Origin of the sequence: Rhodococcus baikonurensis (assembly GCF_040489275.1) — a bacterium.
Taxonomy (GTDB): domain Bacteria; phylum Actinomycetota; class Actinomycetes; order Mycobacteriales; family Mycobacteriaceae; genus Rhodococcus_F; species Rhodococcus_F baikonurensis.
On the sequence record NZ_JBEUOQ010000004.1, the window covers coordinates 440,463 to 464,307 of the forward strand.

Below are 23,845 nucleotides of genomic sequence, written 5' to 3' on the forward strand. Positions count from 1 at the left end.
TACTCACCCTACCGGCCGGAATCACCAGGTCAGCGGCTGACTGCCTTCTGATACCGACGAATAGCGAACGGCACGAAGACGATCAGCAAACCGAAAGTCCACAACAACGACGCGATGACCGGGTTCTGAAGTGGCCACGCATCCGGAACTGTCATCGCAGGATTGGTATTGCCGAACAATTCACGGACCGCCTGCGTCACCGCCGACACCGGATTCCATTCGGCGATCACCTTGAGCGGCCCGGGAAGGTTGGTGGTCTCCACAAAAGTGTTCGCGATGAACGACAGCGGAAAGATGACGATGAAGCTCGCGTTGTTGAAGACCTCCGGCGTCCGGATCCACAGCCCCACAACAGCCATGACCCATGACAGCGCGTACGCGAAGAACAGCAGCAGCGCATAGCCTGCCACCGCCTCGAGGAAGCTGGAATGAATGCGCCACCCCACCAGAAGACCGGTCAACGACATGACCACCAAGCTGATGACGTTGATCAACACGTCACTCGACGTTCGGCCGGTGAGCACGGCAGACGGAGCCATGGGCAGCGATCGAAATCTGTCGATGATTCCTTTCTGGATGTCTTCGACCATCCCCAGACCAGTCCAGGTTGCACCGAATATGACTGTCTGCGTGAAGATTCCGGCAATCAGGAATTCTCGATACGACGTGCCCGGGACAGAGATCGCGCTGCCGAACACGTAGGCGAACAAGAGCACGAACATGATCGGCGACAACGTGGTGAACACCAGCAGATCCGGAACGCGCTTGATCTTGATCAAGTTTCGCCTGGCGATGGTCAAACCGTCTTCGAGCGCCATCTGCACGGTCATTTCTGATCCTCCAGTTCAGCCTGGTGCCCGGTCAGTGTGAGGAAGACATCGTCGAGGGTGGGTCTGCGAAGTCCGACGTCGAACACCCGGATGCCGCGTGCCGACAGAAGATTGAGCGCCGCAACCAAGGCATCGGTGCCGTCGTCGACAGGAACAGTGACGCGACGGACATTCTCTTGAACCTGAATGTCCCCCACGGCAAGCGAGCGCAATTCCTCTCGCACGATGTCGAGATGTTCGACCTCGTGCACGCTCAGTTCGATGCGCTCACCCCCGACCCGCGCCTTCAACTGATCTGCGGTACCGCGCGCGATGACCGAGCCGCGGTCGATGACCGCGATCTGGTCGGCCAGCCTCTCTGCTTCTTCCATGTATTGCGTCGTGAGCAACAGTGTTGTCCCCTGCGCCACCAACCCTTCGATGACATCCCAGAGACCGAGTCGCGCCCGAGGATCGAGGCCGGTGGTCGGCTCGTCCAGAAACAACACCTGCGGCCGAGCAACCAATGCGCCCGCGAGATCGAGACGTCGCCGCATTCCACCGGAATAGCCCTTGACCGGCCGATCTCCGGCCTCGACAAGATCGAACTGCTCGAGCAATTCACGCGCTCGGGCCTTACTGCTTCGGGCGCCGAGGTGATACAGCCTCCCAACCATGTCCAGATTCTCGTAGCCCGTCAGGTACTCGTCGACCGCGGCATATTGGCCAGAAGCACCTATCTTCGACCGCAACGCCCGCGCATCCTCGACCACGTCCAGCCCGGCAACCTCGGCGCGACCACCGTCCGGAATGAGCAGCGTCGTGAATATCCTTACCGCGGTGGTTTTTCCGGCACCGTTGGGACCCAACAGTGCCATCACCGAACCCTCGCGCACTTCCAGGTCGATACCGTCCAATGCCGTGACGTCGCCGTACTTCTTGACCAACCCCTCGGCCACAATCGCTTCGGCCATGAGCCCTCCCGCGTCGGTTGTCCGTCGGTAGTCCGTTCCCCAGTGTGACCCAGGAGGCCGACACATTCCAGGAAATTTCGTCAGATGCCGGGCTGCAATCACCTCCCTGGTTTCGCCGGTGCCTTTCGGTCACGAGGTACGGAACAGAGCACACGTCCCAGTCCTGTCCAATACAGCCGAAAAATTTCACCGACCTTTCGACGGATATACACCGGAAAGAAAAACCCGAAATTCTTGAACCAAGACCACTTTCGGGTATTCACGATGGGTGCGGCAGCGTTACACTCGTACAGCAAGTGACACTCGGGCCGATGACGGTTGACATATGGTGTCAAATCTCGAATTCAGAATCAGGCAGAGGCCGAAAAGAATTGAATCACCGATTCAGTGCATGCGGGGACGAATCACACTTCGGGGGATCAAGAAAGGCTGACTGTGGCATGAGTATCAGAACTCGATACATCCGAACTCCGTGGATCCGAAAAACGGCGGAATATTCATTCGAAACCATCTGCTTCACATTGGCCGTGATTGTCGTGGCCGCACTGATCGCCGCATACAACACACAATCACGCTCCGCGCCGACGTACACGCCGACCTCGCTCTCCGCGAATCCTGAATCTGCAGCGCTGCCCTTCGACATTCCACCCAAGTCAGCACTCAACGGAAAGTTGGTCTTCGCTCACTACTTCCCGCCCTATCCGGTATCGATCGACAATGCGAATCCGTCCAGCGATTACTATGCGACGCAATATCTTACGGTCAACGGCGAGAACAACAAGCACGTTCGCTACGGAGGATTCCTCCGTGACCGGCCCACACCGCGGCAACCCATCGCCGATGCTCAGTGGCGCCAACGCGACCTCGAAAACGAAGTTCGTTCGGCAATCGCCGCGGGCATCGACGGATTCTCCGTCGACATCATCGCCAAGGCAACCGACACCAGTTGGTGGGGTTCCACCGTGCCCACCGCCCTGATCAAAGCGGCCGCGGCAGTCGATCCGAATTTCAAGATCATGCTCATGCCTGATATGAACGGCGCGTTCAAAAACATGACCGCAGCTCAAATGGCAGCAGAGATGAAACCTTATTCGACCATGGCATCATCGTTCAAATTGAACGACGGACGGCTCGTGATATCTCCATTCCTTGCCGAGAACAAGACTGCGGGCTGGTGGTCGGAGTTCATCACCATTATGAAGAATTCTTACGGAATAAATGTGGCATTTGTTCCGGTTTTCCTCGACGCCGCAGCCAACCGGAATTCTTTTGCATCGATCAGCTACGGGATGTCGAATTGGGGTAACCGAAATCCGGCAGGAAACCCGCTCTCGGGATCGAACCCGAACTCTCCGATGGGACTTGCCGCCGCCGCTCACTCCTTGGGAAAGATATGGATGCAACCAGTCGCCTTCCAAGATGTTCGTCCAAGTCAGTCGATCTACGACGAGGCACAGAATTCACAGAACCTGCAGAACATGTGGCAGATCGCGATTGCGTCCAACAGCGAATGGGTACAACTCGTCACCTGGAACGACTACAGCGAGGGAACGTCGTTCGCGCCCAGCGTCGGCCACGGACGCGCGTTGCTCGACATGAGTTCCTACGGGTTGTACACCTTCCGCACCGGCGCCTCACCTGCAATTGTCCGTGACACCGCGTATCTCGTCTATCGCAATCAGCTGGTCTCCGCGGTCCCCGTCAATCGCTCTGCTGCCCCTATGACACTGCGCCAATGGTCATCCCCCGCTCGCGATACCGTCGAAGTCCTTTCCTTCTTGACCGCGCCTGCGGTCGTCAAAGTGACGGTCGGAACCACGACAACCACCTGCAATGCCCCGGCCGGGATGAGCAGCTGCATAGCATCGTTGAAGGTTGGTGCTGTCAAAACCACAGTCGTTCGCGGTGCGACGGAAGTCGCGAAAGTCAGCTCTCACACATCGGTGACAGCCACACCGTACAACCAGAATCTCGAGTACCTGGTCGATTCCAGTCGGAGATAACGGTGACGAAGATCGGGTAAGTCCGTCGACTCACCCGATCTTCGTTGCGCCGTCGGTTTCAGCTGCAATTGGTAACTCGGGCAGCGATACCGCCCCCGTCCGCTCCACCCTCACCGCCAACGTCACCGCGGCGGCCAGCGCCGATACGCCCGCTCCGATCCAGTACAAGACCGCGAACGAATGGAGAGTCGGCACAGTGCTCGCACCGATCACCACCGTCGAACTGGCCAATACCGCTGCCGCAACGGCGCTTCCGGTGGAGGTACCGACCGAACGGAGCAGGCTGTTGAATCCGTTGGCCGAGGCAGTCTGATGGATCGGTGCAGATTCGGTGATCAAGGTCGGCATGGCTGCCAGGGAAAATGCCACACCTGCCGATACCACGGCAGCGCCGATCACGATATTGACCAACGTCGGCGCCAACAGCACACGCAAGACATAGCCGATTGCAATGACGATTGCACCCGACGCCAACGTAGCCTTCGCTCCCCATCGTCTCGTCACTTTCGCCGACACCGGTGCCAACCCGATCATCAGGATTCCCCCCGGCATCATCGCAAGCCCGGCTTCGGCGGCCGAGAGTCCGAGACCGTCCGCCGACGCCAGGGGCAACTGAAGTTCCTGTGTTGCCGCCAACGCGCTGATGAACATGGCAAAACCGAGTAATACTGCGCAGACGTTCGAGACCAGAATCGGAGCACGAAGGGAAGTCCGCAGGTCGACCAACGGTGCCGGCGTGTGCAGTTCCCACGGAATCCATCCACAGAGCAAGACCACACCGGACGCGATCAGAACCAGAACCTCGGGGCTTGCCCATCCCCATTCGGTTCCCTTCGAGACAGCCAGCAACAATGCCGTCATGGCGAGTGTGAGGACTGTGGCTCCTAGAAAGTCGAAGCGTCCGCGACTCTTCACAGCCGATTCCGGCACCACCAGCGGCAAGACGACTATCAGTACAACCCCGAATCCACCAGTGACCCAGAAGAGCGCGGGTAGTCCCCAGTGCGCCGAGATCACCCCGGCCATCGGCATGCCGAACATGCCGCCGATCCCCAGGGTCGCACTCATGAGCGCGACTGCACCACTGAGCTTTTCCGGAGGAAGGACATCGCGCATGATGCTGATTCCGACGGGCAGAAGCGCCGTCGCGAAGCCCTGCAACGAACGTCCGAGGATCAGGAGCCAGAAACTCTGACTGAGCGCCGCAACCATGCAGCCGACGATCATCACGGCAAGGCAGACGAGCATCATCGCCCGCTTGCCGAACATGTCGGCAAGCCGGCCGATGAGAGGGGTCGCGACGGCACCGGTCAGCAACGTCGAGGTCACCAGCCAGGAGGCGGTGGCCGACGAAACTCCCGATGCCGTCGCGAACGCAGGCAGGACCGGCACCACCAGGGTCTGTTGCAGCGCGACCACCACACCGCTCAGACTCAGGACGCCGACGACCCACCCGGTCCGCGCTTTCGCGCGAACAGTCTTGTCCGTCAAGCGTTCGAGCGAGCGGCTACTCCGGCGTCGACAGGAACCACGATGCCACTCATGTGGGCACTCGCGTCGGCGGCGAGGAACAGGACTACTCGCGTGATCTCGAAGGGATCCAGCCAACCGATCGGCTGCGCGTGCAGAGTCGCGTACACAGGTTCGACGTCGTCTGCCGTCGGCGATTCGAGGTCAGGCCGCATCATTGCGTACATCATGTCGTTGTGAATCATCGGCGTCGAGATATTTCCCGGTGCAATAGCATTCACGGTCACACCCGAGTTGGCCAGTTCGAGTGAGACGCTCTTCGTCAAACCGATGACGCCCCATTTGGAGGCGCCGTACGCCGCCATCTGGGTGCCACCGGATCGACCCATCATCGAGGAGATCGTGATGATGCGACCGTAGCCACGTTCCGCCATTCCACCTGACACGGCCGCAACGGTATTGAACACACCGGTCAGGTTCGACGAAATGACTTCGTTCCACTGTGCCGACGTCATCGACGTGATCGGAGCGGGCACGGAGACACCGGCATTCGCGACTGCAATGTCGACGCGGCCGAATTCGGATTCCGCGCGGGCAACGAGCGCGTCCATTGCTTGACGATCAGCCGTGTCGGCCTTGACTGCAATACACCGGCGGCCCGTGGCTTCCACCAAACGAACGGTTTCCTTCAGATCCTCCTCGGTTGCGAGGGGGTAGGCGACGACATCACTGTTCTCGCACCGATCGCAGATCACGATGTCCGCGCCACGCTCCGCGAATGCGATAGCGTGGGCGCGCCCCTGACCGCGTGCGGCGCCGGTGATCAGTGCAACTTTTCCTTCGAAGCTGCCTTCGAGGCTGTTCATGCCGTCTCCTAGTTCGTCGTATGCCAGCGTGCGCTGTACTGCATGCGTACTCCGAACCCGCCCGAAAGAAACAGTCGATCCCGGACAGCGGGAATCTAGCCGATCACTGGTAAACGGCGGTCTCGAACTCCAGGTATCCGTTGATGGATCCAGCGTCCGCGAACGGCAGAATCTGCGTTGCCCAGAACCCTCCGACGCCGGTCTGCCGGTCGATCCAGTAATAGAGGTTGGCCAGACCCGCCCAAGCCAACGATCCGGCCGGCCTACCGGTGGGTGCCACCTCTTCATTTGTCATGAAGGAGTATGCCCATCCCTTGGGTACACCGGGGAAGAATTCCGCATCGTTGGACAGTGTCGGGAGAACTCCGGGCAACAACCCCACGTGCTGGCCTTCGAGCCCGTTCTGAACGGCTGCAGCTACCGTCTCCGACGACAACACGCGACCCGAAGTGCCCACGCCGTCGTTCAGCCACATACGAATGAACTTCATGTAGTCGCCGACAGTGCCGTGCAAACCGTGACCACCCATGTGCACCTCGGGTTCGGACGGAAGCTCGAATCCAATGAGCGGAGTGAGGCTTCCGTCGCTCTCGCGCTGATGGATCGGTGCAAGTCGATCCTTCATCGACGGGCTCATCGTGAATGCCGTATCCGTCATCTCGAGCGGTTCGAAGATGCGCTCGCGCATGACATCGCCGAGTCGCTGACCTCGAATCGACTCGACGACCTGTCCGGCCCAGTCGATGTTGGTGCCGTACTCCCACTTCTCACCCGGGTCGAAGAGCAGCGGTGTCGTGAGCGCCGCTTTGCTGCACGTGATCACGCTGGGCTGCCCATGTTCCTGCGAGAGCCGATTGTACGACTCGTTGAAGAAGTCGTAGCCGAACCCTGCAGTATGCAGGAGCAACATGCGAGTGGTGATGTCGCGCTTGGGTTCCCGAAGAACAGGGTTTCCGCCGGCGTCGAAACCGTCGAGGACCTTCAGCTCACCGATGTCCGGAACATAGGTCGCTGCAGGTGCATCGAGATCGAGCAACCCCTCCTCCACACATTGCAGGACAGCAGTACCGGTGATCGCTTTGGTTGTGGAGAAGAGCGCAAAGGTTGTATCGAGGGTCATCGGAACGCCGTAACCTAGTGTCCGCTCACCCGCAGCACCCTCGTAGATGTTGCCTTCTCGATCCGTGATCATCGCAACCACACCCGGGACGCGATCGGCCCCCTGAGTTGCTCGCGCCAGCACGTCGTCGAGGCGCTGCTTCGAAAGGGGCTTCCGCGCAATATCTTCGATCGTCACTGCATTTCTCCATCCGACTTGCAACTTGTCTTGTCGAACAGAATGTAACGGCGATCACACACCCGGTTCTGCCTCGAAACGGCAGGAAAACTGTCTCGTTTCGGCAGAACCGGGCAGAGCCTGGAATCAGCTCTGGGGCGCTCCGATATTCACCAACCAGGAAATGCCGAATTTGTCTGTACAGGAGCCGAATTCGTCTCCCCACATCTGCTTCTCGAGCGGAACGCTGACCGTACCCGTTCCCGACAACTGCTCCCAGTACCCGCGCAGCACATCGCCGTCGTCGCCACTGAGGCTGACTGTGATGTTGTCGCCGGGGTTGTACGGCATGCCGGGCGGAGTGTCGGCACCCATCAGGGTGTATCCCTGATCGGTTTCGAGCATTCCGTGCATGATCTTGTCCCCGCCTTCGCCGGGATTGCCGAATTCACCGAACGTGCTCAGCGCCAGCGTGCCACCGAAAATGCCCTTGTAGAACTCCAACGCTTCTCGGGCATTGCCGTTGAAGCTGATGTACGGATTGAGTCGAGTTGCCATGACGTACTCCTAGCTCGTTGGATAGCTGTCACGTTCGATTTCAATCCTTGCAGACTGCTCCGACACGAAACAACGGATCGTGGCAGTTCATCCAGTGCGTAAACCGATCGTCATGACCGTTCAAACAACTGCCCTCGGAGTGGGTTCCGAGTCTCGGAAGGCAACTCTCCGAACCGTTTCCGGTAGGCGGCCGCAAACATGCCCAGATTGACGTAGCCCCAGGCGTTGGCGATTTCCGAGACGGTTTTCCCATCGGAACGCAACAGTTCGCTGCGTACCCCCTCCAGCCGGCGCGCGCGCAATCGTTGCCCCGGCGTGGTGTCTCGGTACCGTCGAAATCCCGCGGTGAGCGCCCGGACACTGACACCCACCGCAGCCGCGATCTCCGATGCCGTCGGCACCGAGCGAGCGAAGGTATCGATGTACTCCTCTGCCGATCGCACGTAGGCCGGTTCGGCAGAAGCGACGTCGACGCCGAGCTGCAACCCGGCCTGCGTCGCCCACTCGTCGAGAAGCTGAGCCGTAATGAGTTCTTGAACCCTGGCACCGAGCCTTTCGCCCGACATCGCGTCGGGCGACTCTGCGATCGCGCGAACAACGTAGTCCATCAATGCGAGCCAACTCGAGCCACGCCCGCCGATGGTGCACTTGTGCCGCCAGAGACGGTCGTCGGGAACTGTCCCGTACCACTGCAGGGCATGGTCAGCGACAAGCTGATGCGGCACAGTGAGATTCAGCTGCAGATGGTCCTCGTCGAATTCGACGAAATAGTCGGTCCGACTGCAGTCTGCGACAAAGGTCTCCCCCACTCCGGTATTCGCCGCAGCGCCCCGGCCAAGAGCATGTCGACCGTTGCCTCTGATCGTCGTCAGGACCAGAATGTTTCCGGCTTCAGGCGAACATTCACCGACGGAGACCGGAATTCCGTAACAGAATCTGGTGACGTCGATCTTGCCGACCGCCGCGGAGTACATGTCCGAAGCCGGCTTCAACCGACTTCCGATCGGCGTCACCGTGTAGGGCATGTAGATGTTGTCGGACCACTCCTTGATGCGGTCCCAGTCCCGAGAAAAGGCCTGGTGATGCTGCATGGTGGGCCGGCCGGCCGCGTCGATGAGCAAGGCATCCTCGAACATGATTCGAGTATCGCATCAGGGTCCGGGAAGGTCACGCAAAGTCAGCTGAGGCGATCTCTGGCTGAACAGCGGCGAAAAGCAACGAATCCACCACAGTCCCCCGGATAACCATGTGCGCCCTCATCCGCCCCTCCTCCACCATTCCGATTTTGGTGAGTACCGATGCCGACGCCGAGTTCTCCGGACGACACGTTGCCTGCACGCGTTGCGCTCCGAGTCGAGCAAACGCGAGTTCCAGAACCGCGCTCCCCGCTTCGGACGCATAACCCTGCCCCTGGAACTTCGGGTTCACGACAAAACCTAGTTCCGCCCGCCGGTGCGCGGCGGATACTTCCCACACAGCTACCGAACCGATGACCGTTCCGTCGACCTTCGACGTGATCGCCAGGGTGAATGATCGACGCTCGACGCCCGCGGCTTCCAATGTCGCGTCGGCCAGGAATTCCCTGGTCACTGCGAGGGTGTTCGGACCCCAATCCACATATCTACAGACGACGGGGTCGGAGGCGTACTGATGGACGGCATCTTCATCCCCGAGTGTGAAGTCTCGAAGGACGAGGCGTTCGGTAGTCAACGTGAACATCCAGCGATCGTAAATTAACCACGAAAAGCATATTGACTCGAACTGGTGTTCGAGTATTGTTGGGGGTGGGGATCGGGGGATTCAATGAATGTTCTGTCATCGGATGTGGTGTCTGGCTCTGCGGTGGGGTTACGCGGACGTCTGTGGCGGTTGTCGGCTGCTGAGTTGCGGGCTGCTGCGGTGTCGGCGAGTGCGGAGATACTGCGCCTGGAAGCCGTTCGGGTGGCGGTGGTCGACGAGCTGTCGTTGCGTCCGGATGATCAGGTGATCGCCAGCCGCGGGGTCGGTGCGTGGTTGGCGTCGAACACGATGCTGCAGGTGCGGGATGGGAAGAAGATCGCCGCGTTGGGTGCGGCGCTGCGGCCGTTTCCGGCAGTGGCAGCCCGGTTCGATTGCGGGGATTGTTCGTTCGATCATGCCGTGTTGATCGTCTCGTTTTGTGAGTCGCCGCCGAAGGGGATGCCGGAGGAAGCGTTACCGAAGTGCATCGACTTGTTGTTGGCTGCCGCTTCCGGTGTGGAGGCCACGACCACGAAGGTGCGGAACGTCATCGCGACGTTGGAGCGAATCTTCGAATCCGATGAAATTCCGCCCGCCGAAGATATCGACCGCAACGAGTTGAGGATCGCGTCGACGTTGAATGGTCGAGTGGTGGTGCGAGGGGATTTCGATGCCCTCACCGGCGAAATGCTGCTCTCCGCTCTGTCGAATTTGACGATGCCCACCCCGGCACCCGATGGAACCCCCGATGCCCGGTCCGCGGCGAAGCGGACCGCGGACGGGTTCACCGAACTGATCCGCCGCTATCTGGACTGCGCCAAGACCGGCATGGATGGTGGCCAGCGCCCGCACGTGAACGTGCACATCAATGCCCGTGATCTAGCCGAGCACCGGGACTGCGCCGCGACACCCACTGATGGTGGTGGGTCTGTGTCGGATCTCGATGTGGGGCATATGCCGTGGCTCGGGCCACTGTCGGTGTCGCAGACCAGACTTCTCGGGTGCGACTGTTTCCTGTCCACTGTTCTGCTCGACGATCACGGCGCACCGTTGGATGCGAAACCCGGGAAGCGGTTGGTCACCGCCGAACAGAGAGTGGCGTTGATCGCCCGCGACAAGGGCTGCGCGTTCCCCGGCTGTACGTGTGTTCCGGCGTGGACGGATGCGCACCATATTCGGCACTGGGCGAACGGTGGTCCGACGGTGATGAACAATCTTGTCTTGCTGTGCCGTTCGCATCATCGGTTAATGCACCGAAAATCCGGGTTCGTCGGGAAGTGGGAGATCCGGATCGGGGTCGACAACAAACCCTGGTTCATCCCACCGCCCTCGATCGACCCGCAGCAGCACCCCAGGCCGGCGAACACCACCTTCAAAACCTGAGGACAACACCCTCTCGTAGACAACAAAATACGGCCCGAGCACCGCATCGAAGAGATCCTCCGATGCGGTGCCAACAGGCCGTGACGCGGGACGGAGCTGCGCCCTCGATCAATCAGCGAGTCAGCACAAGCCCCGATGTCGGAACTCCCGTGCCCGCAGTCACCAGTACATTCTCGACGGAGTCGACCTGGTTGACCGAAGTACCGCGGATCTGCCGAACTCCCTCGGCGATACCGTTCATCCCGTGGATGTATGCCTCGCCGAGCTGTCCACCGTGGGTGTTGATCGGAAGCTTGCCGCCGAGTTCGATTGCGCCACCGGCAATGAAGTCCTTGGCCTCTCCCCTACCGCAGAAACCGAGTTCCTCGAGCTGCATCAGAACATAGGGCGTGAAGTGGTCGTAGAAGATCGCCGTCTGCATGTCCGACGGGCGCAGCCCACTTTGTGACCAGAGTTGATCGCCGACAAGGCCCATCTCCGGTAGGCCGGTCAGACCGTCACGGTAATAGCTGGTCATGATGTATTGGTCTGCCCCACTGCCCTGTGCAGCGGCAGCGATAACGGCAGGGGTGTTCTTCAGATCTTTGGCTCGTTCTGCCGAGGTGACGACGATGGCGATGCCTCCGTCGGATTCCTGGCAGCAATCGAGGAGATGCAAAGGTTCGGCGATGAATCGCGAGTTCTGATGGTCCTCGAGGGTGATCGGTTTTCCGTAGAAGAACGCCTTCGGATTGGTGGCTGCGTGCTTACGGTCCGCGACGGCGATTCGACCGAAGTCCTCGCTGGACGCTCCGTATACGTGCATGTATCGCTGCGCGACCATCGCGACAAACGATGCGGGAGTACCCAATCCGTGAGGATAGGAGAATGCGTTGTCCGTCCCCGACGAATTGACCTGCGCCACGAGGCCGGAGTTCACCTGCCCGAAGCGCGCACCCGATCGCTCGTTGAACGCGCGGTATGCGACGACGACGTCTGCGACGCCAGTGGCGACCGCCATGGCCGCCTGCTGAATCGTCGCCGCAGCGGCCCCGCCACCGTAGTGAATACGACTGAAGAACTTGAGGTTCGGGATACCCACCGAACGAGCTACTGCGACTTCGGTGTTGGTGTCCATGGTGAACGAGGTAAGACCGTCGACGTCAGCGGGTGTCAGACCGGCGTCGTCCAACGCGGCTTGAACAGCCTCGGCGGCCAGGCGCAGTTCACTGCGACCGGAGTCCTTCGAGAAATCCGTGGCTCCGATTCCGACGATCGCGGCCTTGCCGGACAGTGCGCTCATTCAATGTCTCCGTTTTCAATGTCTCCATTCGAACCCGACGCCGGAAATGCCAGTGTGACCTGCGCGGTGATGTGATCTCCCAGACTGTTCTTGCCGACCACCGCGAGCGAAACGAGATCCTCGTCGTAGGAGGTCACCGTTCCGGAGAGCGTCAAAGTGTCGTAGGCGTACCAGGGGACCCCGAGGCGGAGCTTGATCGACGTGAGTACTGCCCGCGGTCCTGCCCAGTCGGTCACGAATCGCTGCACCAGGCCGGTATCAGTGAGGATGTTGACGAAAATGTCTTTCGAGCCGCGTTTCTGTGCGAGATCACGGTCGTGGTGAACATCTTGAAAGTCGCGGGTAGCGAGCGCTGCCGAGACCACAAACGTCGGGTCGCCGTAGATCGAGAGCTGCGGAAGAACCTCTCCCACAGTGATATCCGTCGTCAAAGTCATCGTCACTCCTTCACCGCAGAAACCGCAGAAGCCCCAGACACATCAACCGGCTGCCACGCGTACAAGGTCCAGGGAGTTCCCCCGGTCTCGTCGTCTCCGGGGAAGTCGAGGTAGATCGCCTCCACCTCCATTCCGATCGACACACTCGAGGGATCGACACCGCGCAATTCGCCGAGCATCCGCACACCCTCGGGCAGTTCGACCAGGGCAACGACGAACGGCAACGACCGACCAGGAACCTTGGGCGCGTGGTGAACGACAAAACTGAAGACCGTTCCCCGTCCGGACGCGACCACGTAGTCGGTCTGCTCCGACTTGTCCTTCCAGATCGCGGGCACCGGCGGGTGCTGCACCGAACCATCCGAACGCAGTTGAATACGCAGCTCGTGTGCGGCAACACCGTCCCAGAAGAATTGTGTGTCGAGAGACGGCGTCGGGCGCAGCATCCGCGATGCGTCCAGGTCAGCAGGGACGTCAGTCGAAGGCAACTCGCTGACTGGCGGCGCGAACTTCAAGATCCGGAACATCATCTCCGAGACCAATTCTTCGCCGACCCGCCAGAAGCTGCGGGTAGTGAAGAACCATCCTTCGCCGAGACCTGTCTTCTTGGGTCCCACAACGTCTTCCAACACCGAGGAGATGGTGACTTCTTCACCTGGTTTCAAGTAGCGGTGGTAGATCTGATCGCAGTTGGTCGCGACGACGGAGGTGAATCCGGCCTCGTCGAGAATGTCCGTCATCCGGCCCAACGGATCGTCGGCTTCTCGAACCGCCCCCAGACCGCGCATCGTCCATACCTGCGCCATCGCCGGCGGTGCGACTATTCCGTCGTGCCCGGCAGCGCGGGCGGCCGATTCGTCGACGTAGATCGGGTTCTCGTCACCGATCGCCTCGACCCAGTTGCGGATCATCGGCAGGTTCACGGGGTCCCGGCCGGTGCGAGGAGCGCTCGGCCCGTCCTCTCGAACCCGCTCGGCAGCAGTGAGAATGGGATCTGACACGATTTGTTTCCTATCTCGGAACGCGGGGAAGCTTCAGGCCGGCGGTAGCGATCAATTCGCGCATCACCTCGTTGACTCCACCGCCGAAGGTGATCACAAGGTTGCGCTTGATCTGCATGTCCAGCCACTCCATGAGATCAGCCGTTTCGGGATCGATCGGATTTCCGTACCGTCCGACGATCTCTTCCGCCAGTCGACCGACTCGTTGGATGCGTTCGGTCGCAAACACTTTGGTCGCCGAAGCGTCGGCGATGTCCACCGAATCCGAATCACTCGACGCCACTTGCCAGTTGAGCAGTTCGTTGAGGCGATACGTCGCGTGAATCTCGCCGAGCGCGCGCCGTACGTCGACGTGATCGAGCAGGTTTTCACGCTTGGCCCAATCGAAGACGTGGTCGTAGATCCCTGCGACACGACCTGCCGGGCCGAGCATGACGCGCTCGTGGTTGAGCTGCGTCGTGATCAGGCGCCAACCCTGATTCTCCTCACCCACAAGCATGTTCACCGGAACGCGAACATCCTCGTAGTAGGTGGCGTTGACATGATGCGCGCCGTCGCAGGTGATGATCGGCGTCCAGGTGTAACCGGGATCTTTGGTGTCCATGATCAGGATCGAGATGCCGCGGTGCCGCGAATCAGCGGAACCTGTTCGCACGGCGAGCCACACGTAATCGGCGTCATGCCCGCCAGTGGTGAAGATCTTCTGACCGTTGACGATGTACTCGTCTCCACTTCGAACTGCCGAGGTACGCAGCGCTGCAAGGTCGGTGCCGGCCTCCGGTTCGGTGTAGCCGATCGCGAAATGCACTTCACCGGCGAGGATTGCGGGCAGGAATTTCTGCTTCTGCTCCTCGCTGCCGTACTTCTGCAGAGTCGGGCCGACGGTCTGCAGTGTGACCGAAGGCAGTGGGACATCTGCCCGCACAGCCTCGTTGACAAAAATCTGCTGCTCGACCTCGCCGAACCCACGTCCGCCGTACTCCACGGGCCAGCCGACGCCGAGCCAGCCGTCCTTGCCCATACGACGGATGACCTCGCGGTAGGTAGGGCCATGCCGCTCCACACGCATGATCTTGGCCTCCTCGGGCGAGATCAGCGTCGAGAAGTAGCGTCGAAGTTCAGCTTGCAATGCGCGCTGACTGTCGGTCAGATCGATGAACACCGGGCCCCCACGAGGTCGAGTCGCTGCGAAGCGCCGCCGAGCAGGCGCGCCAAGTCTTTTGCAGTCGAGTAGTAACGATGAAGCGGATACGTGACGTCGACGCCCAGACCGCCGTGCAGGTGGTGAAGCACCTGCATCGTGGCGGGTACTTCCTGGGCGATCCAGTACGCCATGACGTCGAGGTCCGACTGGGCATCCAGGCCCTCCGACACGCGCCAGGACGCCGACAACGCCGCGACGTGAAGAGTCCGCGAGGTGACATAGGCGTCGGCGATCTGCTGTGAGACCGCCTGGAACGTGGCGAGCGGCTTGCCGAATTGCTCGCGTGAGCCGACATGTGCCGCAGTGAGATCGACGGCACCGGACACCAAACCGTCTGCAACGGCTCCGATACTCGCCGTAGCGATCCGGTACAGCGTCTGGACGGCTTCCTCGCCGGCACCGAGAAGTTCACCGACTGCCTCGTCCATGGTGACTGCGAACTCCGGACTGCCGGACGCACTGGGTGTCGGCGTCAATGCGACGCCGGCAGCGGTCGGATCGACGAGCACGACTCCGGCGTCGGTGGGCACAAGAATTCTGTGTGCGCTCGCCGCGAAGGGCACCGCAAGCACGGTCCCGCTGACGCGATACCAGTCGCCCGACTGCTGCGCGGTAGTCGACGGCTGCTTCGGGAACTGCTGCCCCGGTTCACCGAGGGCCGCGGTGAACACCCGGCCATCGCTGACTCCGGTGAGCAATTCGTCCTGCTGCGCGTCGGTCCCCAGAGCAACGATGGGGAGTACGCCGAAGCCCAGGGTCGCGAGAGCCGGAATGGGTGCAGCGGCCCGGCCGACCTCGACGAGGAGGGAACCGACGTCGGTCACCGAGAGGCCCTCACCGCCCAGACGCTCGGGCAATGCCAACGTGAGCAGATCGGCTTCGGCGAATGCCGCCCAGAGCGCGTCCGGCTCCAGTTCACGGGCAAGGAGCGCGGTAGCCACCTCGGCTACCGCTTCCTGGGTTTCATCGGGAGTGAAGTCCACGCTGGCAATCCTGTCTCTGATATAGAACGTGTTCTAGTTGTATCACCAACGTGGACATTTCTAAAGGCCTCTACTCACGCCGTCTAGTCACGCGGCAGGCCTAGAATTCTCTCCGCGGCGACGGTCAACAGAATCTGCGTGGTTCCGCCGGCAATCGACAGGCATCGCGTGTTGAGGAACTCACGCGAGAGCGGACCCTCCACCCATCCGGCCGGCCCACCCAATTCCATGGCGAACTCTGCGACATTCTGACGCTGACGCACGCCTACCAGCTTGCGGACGCTCGACGCCGGGCCCGGATCCTGACCGTCCAACTGCCGCAGTGTCGTACGCAATTCCAGCAACGAGCCCACCATGGCGGTTCCGATCAGCCCACCGAGCTTGTCTGCAACCACAGGATCGGGATCGCCGGCCAGCTCGAGCAATTCCTCCATCGCACCGCCGAGCGAAGACCCTCCGCTCATCGCGACTCGCTCGTTGGCGAGGGTCGTGCGGGCCAGTTTCCAGCCTCCGCCAAGTTGGCCGACGACACACTCGTCCGGCACGAAGACGTCGTCGAGGAAGACTTCGTTGAACAGGGCGTCGCCTGTTATCTCACGCAGCGGCGAGATCCGAATCCCAGCCGTCTTCATGTCGAGAAGGAAGTACGTGATGCCCTTGTGCTTGGGAACATCGCGATCGGTCCTGGCAAGGCAGATGGCCCAGTCCGCCTCACGCGCAAGCGAAGTCCACACTTTCTGGCCGTTCAGCTTCCAACCACCCTCGACCTTTTCCGCGGTCGTGCGCAGCGCCGCAAGATCCGAACCTGCACCGGGTTCACTGAAGAGCTGGCACCAGGTGATCTCACCCTTGAGCGTCGGAGTCGCAAATCTTTCGATCTGCTCCGCACTGCCGTGCTCGAGGATGGTGGGAACGGCCCACCAGCCGATCACGAGATCGGGTCGGCCGATACCGACGGCCGCCAACTCTTCTTCGATCAAAATCTGTTGTGCGGCCTTGGCGCCCCGGCCGTACGGCTTCGGCCAGTGCGGTGCAAGGTAGCCGGATTCGGCCAGCGCGTTGCGCTGTTCGGATTCGGGTAGCGCCACCAGTTGCGCTACCTCTTCGCGAATGTCGGACCGGTCGGATTCCAGTTCACTCAAGTCGATCTGAAGGTGACGCCGTGCGCCACCGATCGTCAATTCCGCGACGCGTGCGCGCCAGAAAGATGATCCGCCCAGAATCTGCCGGAGTGACAGTGCTCGACGAAGGTAGAAGTGCGCCTCGTGCTCCCACGTGAATCCGATGCCGCCGAGCACTTGAATGCAGTCTTTCGCCGTCTCGACAGCGGCGTCCAGAGACACCGCGGCCGCCACCGCCGCCGCGATCGGAAGCTCGTCGCCCGACTCTGCAGCGACCGCGGCGTCCCAGGCGACGGCTCCGGCATTCTCTACGCGACACAGCATTTCGGCACAGATGTGTTTGATCGCCTGGAACGAGCCGATGGGCTTTCCGAATTGTTCGCGAATCTTCGCGTACTCCACCGCAGTACGCAGGCTCCACGCCGCGATTCCGGCCGCTTCGGCAGCCCCCAGCACCGCCGCGAGATCGGAAACCGATCCTGGGGCAATGTCATCGAGGATTCGGTCGGCGTCGACTGTCACTCGGTCGAACGAGACTCGTGCCAGTGGTCGCGACTTGTCGATGGTGTCGACCGCTTCGTAGGTCACGCCTTCGCTGTCACCGTCGACGAGAGCCCAGACGACACGCGAACCGTCGGCTCCGGACACCACGCCCGCCGGAACGAGTACCGATACACCCGAATCTGCACCCCAGGCGTAACCTCCTTCGCCATGAAGCTCGATGCCGCCGGACGCATTCGCCGTTGCCGTAACTGGACTTTCGTCCAATACGACGGCACACGGCAGCGCACCGTCGGCGAGCGTTTCGGACCACCGTTTGGCAGCGGGCGACGAACTACGCCCCACCACCAGAGCGGCCAGCGCAGTCGTGAGAACAGGACCCGGCACGAGTTCGATTGCCGCCTGCTCGAGCATGGCCGCGAGATCGACGATTTCGGCTCCGGCTCCGCCTACCGCTTCAGGAACGGCGACCGAAAAGATCCCGAGAGACGCGAACTCGGACCATTTCTCCCGCCACGAAACTGCTGGTCCACGGCGTACCATGTCCATCGGCGTGGCCGAGCGCGCCCAGGCCTCTATCGATTCCTGGACCGCCCGCTGTTCATCGGTCGTGGCGATTGTCACAACTGGTTCCCGCCTCTCGATAAGTGACACAATTGTTTAGAACGTGTTCTAATATGACACCTGGCCAAGAGTCAAGGCGCGAAGGAATTTGTCGATGACCACAACATCCCGATCCCGCTCCAACGCGGTTGCTTCTGCAACGCTCGGGGACGACGATCTCAGCTCCAACGCGCAACGTGAACGCCGCAAGCGGATTCTCGACGCAACACTCGCCTTGGCGTCCAAGGGCGGCTACGAGGCTGTCCAGATGCGCGCCGTGGCCGAGCGCGCCGACGTCGCAGTCGGAACGCTCTATCGCTACTTCCCGTCCAAGGTTCACCTTTTGGTGTCCGCTCTGGCACGCGAGTTCGAGAAGATCGACTCCAAGGGCAAGATCCCACCTGGAACCAGCCCGCTCGAGCGGATGCAGCTGATCCTCAGCCTCATCACCCGCGCGATGCAGCGCGATCCGCTCCTCACCGAAGCCATGACTCGCGCGTTCATGTTCGCCGACGCCTCCGCAGCGGCAGAGGTCGATCAGGTGGGCCAGCTGATGGACCGACTCTTCGCACGCGCGATGACCGAAGAGGAGCCGACCGAGGAGCAGTTGGCGATCGCGCGCGTGATCTCCGATGTGTGGCTGTCCAATTTGGTGGCATGGCTCACGCGACGTTCTTCGGCTACCGATGTCGCCAATCGCCTGGAATTGACGGTTGAACTGCTGCTCGGTGACGGAACGCGGAAACCCGAATAGACATCCTTTGTCGCATCTGTCATTTTTGCACTGATCTGGCAGAAACGTATCGAGCCAGGAGTCGCTGCATCACCTAGATTTGAAGAGGTGAGCGCACAAGATCTGTCCATCGAACTCCGCCGAGCGCTGTCGGGCGTGGCACGCACCCCGCGCCTGCTCGTAGCCTCCGACTACGACGGGACGATGGCCCCCATCGTCGCCAACCCGGACAAGGCCTATCCCCGCGCGGAAACGGTGCGTGCGCTCCGCTCCCTCGCCAGCCTGGCGTCGACGACGGCGGCCGTGATCTCGGGCCGCGCCCTCAAGGATCTGGCTGCACTGTCCCGGCTTCCTGCCGAAGTGCAGTTGGTCGGCAGCCACGGCTCCGAGTTCGACATCGGATTCGTTCACGCGATCGACGCCGACGCCAGGAAACTGCTCGACGAGATCGTCACCGAGTTGGGCCGAATCGCCGCCGACACCCCCGGCGCAACTGTGGAGAAGAAGCCCGCCAGCGTCGCCCTACACGTACGCAACACCAGCGCCGACGACGCCGAGAAGGCACTCATCGCCGTTCGCACCGAGTCAGCCCTCTGGCCGGGTGTTCAGGTCACCGAGGGTAAGTCGGTGGTCGAGTTGGCGGTCATCGCCACAGACAAGGGCCACGCACTCGACTTGATTCGCCATCAGGACGGCGCTACCGCTGCCGTCTTCATCGGGGACGACGTCACCGACGAAAAGGCGTTCAGCAGGCTTCAGGGGCCGGACATCGGAATCAAGGTCGGCAGCGGGGACACCGTCGCCGACTATCGCGTCGACAGCACAGAGGATGTCGCTGCCGCTCTGGCGTTCCTGCTCGACGAGCGCCGTACGTGGCTTTCCGGTGCCGACGCTCCGCCCATCGAGCGACTCTCGATGCTCGCGAGTCCGCGCACTGTCGCTCTGGTGACCCCGGATGCGACGCTGACCTGGTTGTGTCACCCGGAACCGGATTCAGCGGCGGTCTTCGCGCACCTTCTCGGCGGAACCGGGGCCGGCCACTTCTCGGTCGGGCCTCGCCGAACAGCCTTGCCGCTGAGCCAGAAGTACATCGACAGCACGATGACCGTTCAGACCCGCTGGGCGAGCCTGTCCGTCACCGACTACCTCCCGCACGACGTCCCACAAGGACGAACCGACCTGACCCGCATCATTTCCGGTCAGGCAGACGCGATCGTCTCGTTTGCACCCCGCCCCGAGTTCGGCCAGGGTCAGGTCACGCTCGAGGTCGTCGACGAGGGCATTCGTGTCCTCGGCACCAACGAGCCGTACGTGCTCCGCTCCCCCGGCGTGCTGTGGAACATCGCCACCGACGGAAATCAGCAGACCGCCCACGCCATCGTCGAACCGTCCAAGGGTGACGTCGTACTCGAATTGCGTTGCGGAACAGAAGAAATCGGCCCCTCGGAAGTTCCGGAGATCGAACGTCGAGGGACTTCTGAAGCCTACTGGTCCGATTGGGCCAAGACGCTCGAACTCCCGAAGCTGAAGCCGGACTTGATGAAACGCTCTGCGCTGACCTTGCGCGGGTTGGTTCATGCCGATTCCGGTTCCATCATGGCCGCCGCGACGACATCCCTGCCGGAAGAGATCGGCGGAGTCCGTAACTGGGACTACCGCTATTGCTGGTTGCGCGACGCAGCCCTCACCGCAACAGCTCTCGTGAGTGTCGGGTCCACCGACGAAGCCGAGAATTACCTCGACTGGGTCCACCGCGTACTCGAAACGCTGCCGGGACCCGAGCGCCTGCACCCCCTCTACACGCTCTACGGAACTTCGCTACCGCCCGAGGCCGTCATCGATTCGCTTCCCGGATACGCCGGCTCGAGGCCGGTCCGCGTCGGAAACGCCGCGAATCAGCAGGTTCAGCTGGACGTGTTCGGCCCGATCGTCGAGTTGATCGTCGAACTGGCGAATGCACGCGAAAAGGCCGGTGCCCCCGATCCTTTGAGCGACCGCGATTGGGAACTGGTGTGCGCCATGGTCGAGGCGGTGCAGCGACGCTGGTTCGAACCTGATCACGGCATCTGGGAGATTCGCGACAACCCGCGTCACCACGTCTATTCCAAGGTGATGGGTTGGGTCACCGTCGACCGCGCTGTCGATCTTGCAACCCGCTTTTCTCGCGAGGCTCTGCCCGAGTGGGCGGAACTGCGTGACCAGATCGCCGACGAAGTGCGCCACAAGGGCTGGAAGGACGACGTCCAGTCGTACACCGCGGCCTACGACGGTACCGATCTCGACGCAGCCACTCTCCACATCGGACTGTCGGGGCTGATCGATCCGACGGATCCACGCTTCGCAGCGACCGTCGTAGCCACCGAGGCTGAACTACGCAGCGGCTCAACGGTATACCGGTACCATCACGACGACGGTCTGCCCGGCATCGAAGGTGGATTCCACCTCTGCGCCGCCTGGCTCGTCGAGGCCTACCTGCTGATCGGGCAGCGATTGCAGGCAGAGGCACTGTTCGATCAGTTGGTCGCGGCGGCAGGTCCCACCGGACTTCTCGCGGAGGAGTACGACCCCATCGCGGAACGCTCGCTGGGCAACCACCCCCAGGCGTACAGCCATCTGGGATTGTTGCGCTGCGCCCAACTCCTGGCGTGAGCGCTACACCCTGACGGCTACACCCGGATCCGACCTGATGTTCGTCCTGTCAGTAGTTCGGTGTCGAGCATCTCGACGATCGGGACGCCGGATCCGGACGGCGACATCAGGAGCGCACCGGCGCGTCGGCCCTTCTCTTCCTGGGGCTGGCGCACCGTTGTCAGCGATTCGCGCAGCGCCTCGTCGACGCCGTCGAATCCGGTGATCGACAGTTGGCCAGGTACATCGATGCCCTGCCAGCGCGCCCAGTCCAAGGCGCCGAGAGCCAGCACGTCGGTGGTGCAGACCAGTGCGGTGATCTCAGGGTTGGTCGCGAGAGCTTCCGCCGCCGCCGAGTGCCCGGACTGCGATGTGTGGACGTACCGCTCGATCACCGTGAGTGAGAGTGGGTCCATGTCGGCCGCCACCATCGCGTCGCGCACGCCTTCGATCCGCTCACGCTGGACGTGGAAGTGCGGGGACTTGAGTCGTTCCTGGCTGACCACGCCGTCCATCCGGTCGCGCCCCAGCCTCATGCAGAGCACGCCGATGTCACGGTGTCCGAGACCGATGAGGTAATCGGCGACCTTGCGCATGGCAGCGCGGTCGTCGATGCCCACGAGAGACGCACCGGGGATCTCACGAGGCTGGTCGCACACGACGATCGGAATGTGACGCTCGAGCACGGCAGCGAGATACGGATCGTCGTCGGCCACGGAGTAGACGACAAAGCCGTCGACACCCGCCTGCTGGACCACGGCTGCAGCATCCACCTCGTCGCGGCCAGGCCCGGCCGGGATGAGCAGCAAGCCCTGGCCGGCGTCCTCACACGATTCCGAGAGACCGGCCAGGAAGCTCATGGCGGCCGGGTCACGGAACGAATAACTGAGTGCTTCGGTGAGCAGAAGACCGACGGCGCCGGCTTTGCGAGTTCGCAAGGAGCGGGCGACCGGATCGGGTCCGGGGTATCCGCGTCGCTTGGCCGCTTGGAGCACTCGATCCCGCAGCTCGACGGAGAGCTGATCGGGTCGGTTGTACGCGTTCGAGACTGTAGTTCTCGACACATTGAGCTCGGCGGCAAGCGACGCCAAAGTGGCTTGACGGCGTGGCTGACGGGACCGGGGCATAAACGGACGTTAGCCGTAGTGCCCGCAGACGGCGCGTTGGGGCTGAACCGAAGGTGAACTACCAGCGACTATGCGCTAATGTGTAACGGTAACGGTTTCCAATAGCATTTAGCCCAGCCTTTGTTCAGGAGAAAAGCACGTGCGTTCGTCGTCGAAATTCCGCACCGCCACCGCCCTCGCGGCCGTCTCGGTCGCCGCAGCATTCGCGCTCACCGCGTGCAGCTCCAACTCGTCGAAAGACGAGGGCATCACCGTCGTCGCATCGACGAACGTGTGGGGCGACGTCGCGCAGGCCGTCGCCGGCGACAAGCTGACCGTGACGTCGATCATCAACGAACCGTCCGCGGACCCGCACTCGTTCGAGGCGACGCCCGCCGATGCCGCCAAGATCACCGACGCATCGCTCGTCGTCTACAACGGTGGCGGCTACGACCAGTTCATCACCGACGTCCTCGACGCGGGCAAGGGCGAGCAGAAGACGGTCAACGCCTACAACCTGCTCGACGGCGGCATCCACGCCGGCGAAACCGCGGGCGAATCGCATGACGGTCACACCCACGGCGCAGTCAACGAACACGTCTGGTTCGACATTCCGACCGTCGACGCCGTCGCACATTCGGTTGCCGATCAGCTGAGCGCTCTCGATCCGGACAACGCGGCGACCTACGAGGACAACGCGAAGGCATACAGCCAGAAGCTCGCCGGCGTCACCGCGATCACCGATTCCATCGCCGCTGCCCACGCGGGCGCACCGGTGGCTCAGACCGAGCCGATCGCGCACTACCTCCTGGTCGCAGCTGAACTGAAGGACGCAACTCCCGAGGAGTTCACCAGCGCCATCGAAGACGGCAACGATCCGTCACCGGCTGCAATCGCCGCAACGCGCCAGCTCCTCTCGGAGAAGCAGGCCCGCGCACTGGTCTACAACATCCAGACGCAGGACAAAGTGACCCAGGACATGCGCACCACAGCCGAAACCGCCGGAGTGCCCGTCGTCGAGGTTACGGAGACTCTGCCCGAGGGCCTGGACTACATTCAGTGGCAGACGCAGACCGCGGAGTCGCTCGCAAACGCCCTCTCTGCCCAGTAATTATTTGCCCCACCATTTCCGAGAAGAACCGATCGGCTTGTGACAGAAACTTCCGCGAATACTCCTGTGCCTCCGGG

Annotated in this window: 20 protein-coding genes; 5 read left to right on the forward strand and 15 right to left on the reverse strand. The window is 61.7% G+C overall.

The genetic code is table 11. The annotated features are described in order from the left end of the window. Positions 1-29: 29 nt before the first annotated feature. Both ABWI03_RS12845 and ABWI03_RS12850 read right to left on the reverse strand, forming a co-directional pair. Positions 30-830: an ABC transporter permease gene (locus tag ABWI03_RS12845; protein ID WP_003945537.1), complete on the reverse strand. Its 801-nt coding sequence runs from the start codon at positions 828-830 to the stop codon at positions 30-32. Then, positions 827-1,783 (reverse strand): ATP-binding cassette domain-containing protein, encoded by a 957-nt coding sequence (locus tag ABWI03_RS12850; RefSeq protein WP_095970915.1) that lies wholly within the window; start codon positions 1,781-1,783, stop codon positions 827-829. Before ABWI03_RS12850 ends, ABWI03_RS12845 begins: the two co-directional genes overlap by 4 nt. 440 nt (positions 1,784-2,223) lie before the next feature. Here ABWI03_RS12850 and ABWI03_RS12855 point away from each other — a divergent pair, with 440 nt between their 5' ends. Next, positions 2,224-3,786, forward strand: a complete 1,563-nt coding sequence (locus ABWI03_RS12855; protein ID WP_296554357.1) for a glycoside hydrolase family 71 protein — start codon at positions 2,224-2,226, stop codon at positions 3,784-3,786. 30 nt (positions 3,787-3,816) lie between these two features. Here the strand turns inward: ABWI03_RS12855 and ABWI03_RS12860 are convergent, their stop codons facing one another. The 6 genes from ABWI03_RS12860 to ABWI03_RS12885 form a co-directional block, all read right to left on the reverse strand. Continuing rightward, complete coding sequence (locus ABWI03_RS12860; protein ID WP_296554356.1) at positions 3,817-5,277, reverse strand: MFS transporter; 1,461 nt, start codon at positions 5,275-5,277, stop codon at positions 3,817-3,819. Then, a complete protein-coding gene (locus tag ABWI03_RS12865) occupies positions 5,274-6,122 on the reverse strand; it encodes a mycofactocin-coupled SDR family oxidoreductase (protein WP_166810754.1) in 849 nt (282 codons plus the stop codon). Before ABWI03_RS12865 ends, ABWI03_RS12860 begins: the two co-directional genes overlap by 4 nt. A 103-nt stretch (positions 6,123-6,225) precedes the next feature. Further along, the gene (gene acmB / locus ABWI03_RS12870; protein WP_366054725.1) at positions 6,226-7,419 is read right to left on the reverse strand and encodes a methyl acetate hydrolase AcmB; all 1,194 of its coding nucleotides are present in this window, start codon (positions 7,417-7,419) and stop codon (positions 6,226-6,228) included. A 126-nt stretch (positions 7,420-7,545) separates the two neighbouring features. Further along, positions 7,546-7,956: a VOC family protein gene (locus tag ABWI03_RS12875; protein ID WP_021332374.1), complete on the reverse strand. Its 411-nt coding sequence runs from the start codon at positions 7,954-7,956 to the stop codon at positions 7,546-7,548. A 110-nt stretch (positions 7,957-8,066) separates the two neighbouring features. Next, positions 8,067-9,092 (reverse strand): AraC family transcriptional regulator, encoded by a 1,026-nt coding sequence (locus ABWI03_RS12880; RefSeq protein WP_283376526.1) that lies wholly within the window; start codon positions 9,090-9,092, stop codon positions 8,067-8,069. A gap of 31 nt (positions 9,093-9,123) precedes the next feature. After that, a complete protein-coding gene (locus ABWI03_RS12885; RefSeq protein ID WP_124568904.1) occupies positions 9,124-9,675 on the reverse strand; it encodes a GNAT family N-acetyltransferase in 552 nt (183 codons plus the stop codon). 84 nt (positions 9,676-9,759) lie between these two features. On the opposite strand from ABWI03_RS12885, the gene ABWI03_RS12890 reads away from it, so the two are divergent. Then, a complete protein-coding gene (locus ABWI03_RS12890) occupies positions 9,760-11,058 on the forward strand; it encodes an HNH endonuclease signature motif containing protein (protein WP_298778910.1) in 1,299 nt (432 codons plus the stop codon). A gap of 112 nt (positions 11,059-11,170) precedes the next feature. Here the strand turns inward: ABWI03_RS12890 and ABWI03_RS12895 are convergent, their stop codons facing one another. The 6 genes from ABWI03_RS12895 to ABWI03_RS12920 form a co-directional block, all read right to left on the reverse strand. Further along, entirely contained in the window at positions 11,171-12,340 is a 1,170-nt protein-coding gene (locus ABWI03_RS12895; RefSeq protein ID WP_003945661.1) for a lipid-transfer protein, read from the reverse strand. Next, positions 12,337-12,777, reverse strand: a complete 441-nt coding sequence (locus ABWI03_RS12900) for a MaoC family dehydratase (RefSeq protein ID WP_020968404.1) — start codon at positions 12,775-12,777, stop codon at positions 12,337-12,339. Before ABWI03_RS12900 ends, ABWI03_RS12895 begins: the two co-directional genes overlap by 4 nt. Before the next feature lie 2 nt (positions 12,778-12,779). After that, entirely contained in the window at positions 12,780-13,781 is a 1,002-nt protein-coding gene (locus tag ABWI03_RS12905; RefSeq protein ID WP_298779714.1) for a bifunctional MaoC family dehydratase N-terminal/OB-fold nucleic acid binding domain-containing protein, read from the reverse strand. Positions 13,782-13,788: 7 nt separating this feature from the next. Then, complete coding sequence (locus ABWI03_RS12910; protein ID WP_166810759.1) at positions 13,789-14,940, reverse strand: acyl-CoA dehydrogenase family protein; 1,152 nt, start codon at positions 14,938-14,940, stop codon at positions 13,789-13,791. Beyond that, positions 14,925-15,965, reverse strand: a complete 1,041-nt coding sequence (locus ABWI03_RS12915) for an acyl-CoA dehydrogenase family protein (RefSeq protein WP_095970904.1) — start codon at positions 15,963-15,965, stop codon at positions 14,925-14,927. Before ABWI03_RS12915 ends, ABWI03_RS12910 begins: the two co-directional genes overlap by 16 nt. 83 nt (positions 15,966-16,048) lie before the next feature. After that, positions 16,049-18,211, reverse strand: a complete 2,163-nt coding sequence (locus tag ABWI03_RS12920) for an acyl-CoA dehydrogenase family protein (RefSeq protein ID WP_166810760.1) — start codon at positions 18,209-18,211, stop codon at positions 16,049-16,051. Between the two features lie 94 nt (positions 18,212-18,305). On the opposite strand from ABWI03_RS12920, the gene kstR reads away from it, so the two are divergent. After that, positions 18,306-18,944, forward strand: coding sequence for a cholesterol catabolism transcriptional regulator KstR (kstR, locus tag ABWI03_RS12925; protein WP_003945752.1), 639 nt, complete (start codon positions 18,306-18,308; stop codon positions 18,942-18,944). 87 nt (positions 18,945-19,031) lie between these two features. Further along, complete coding sequence (gene otsB / locus ABWI03_RS12930; protein ID WP_095970902.1) at positions 19,032-21,572, forward strand: trehalose-phosphatase; 2,541 nt, start codon at positions 19,032-19,034, stop codon at positions 21,570-21,572. Positions 21,573-21,589: 17 nt separating this feature from the next. On the opposite strand, the gene ABWI03_RS12935 is transcribed toward otsB, so the two are convergent. Further along, on the reverse strand, positions 21,590-22,678 hold the full coding sequence (locus ABWI03_RS12935) for a LacI family DNA-binding transcriptional regulator (protein ID WP_095970901.1): 1,089 nt from the start codon (positions 22,676-22,678) through the stop codon (positions 21,590-21,592). Positions 22,679-22,817: 139 nt separating this feature from the next. Between ABWI03_RS12935 and ABWI03_RS12940 the strand changes: the two genes are divergently transcribed. Continuing rightward, the gene (locus ABWI03_RS12940; RefSeq protein ID WP_095970900.1) at positions 22,818-23,768 is read left to right on the forward strand and encodes a metal ABC transporter solute-binding protein, Zn/Mn family; all 951 of its coding nucleotides are present in this window, start codon (positions 22,818-22,820) and stop codon (positions 23,766-23,768) included. Positions 23,769-23,845 lie beyond the last annotated feature (77 nt).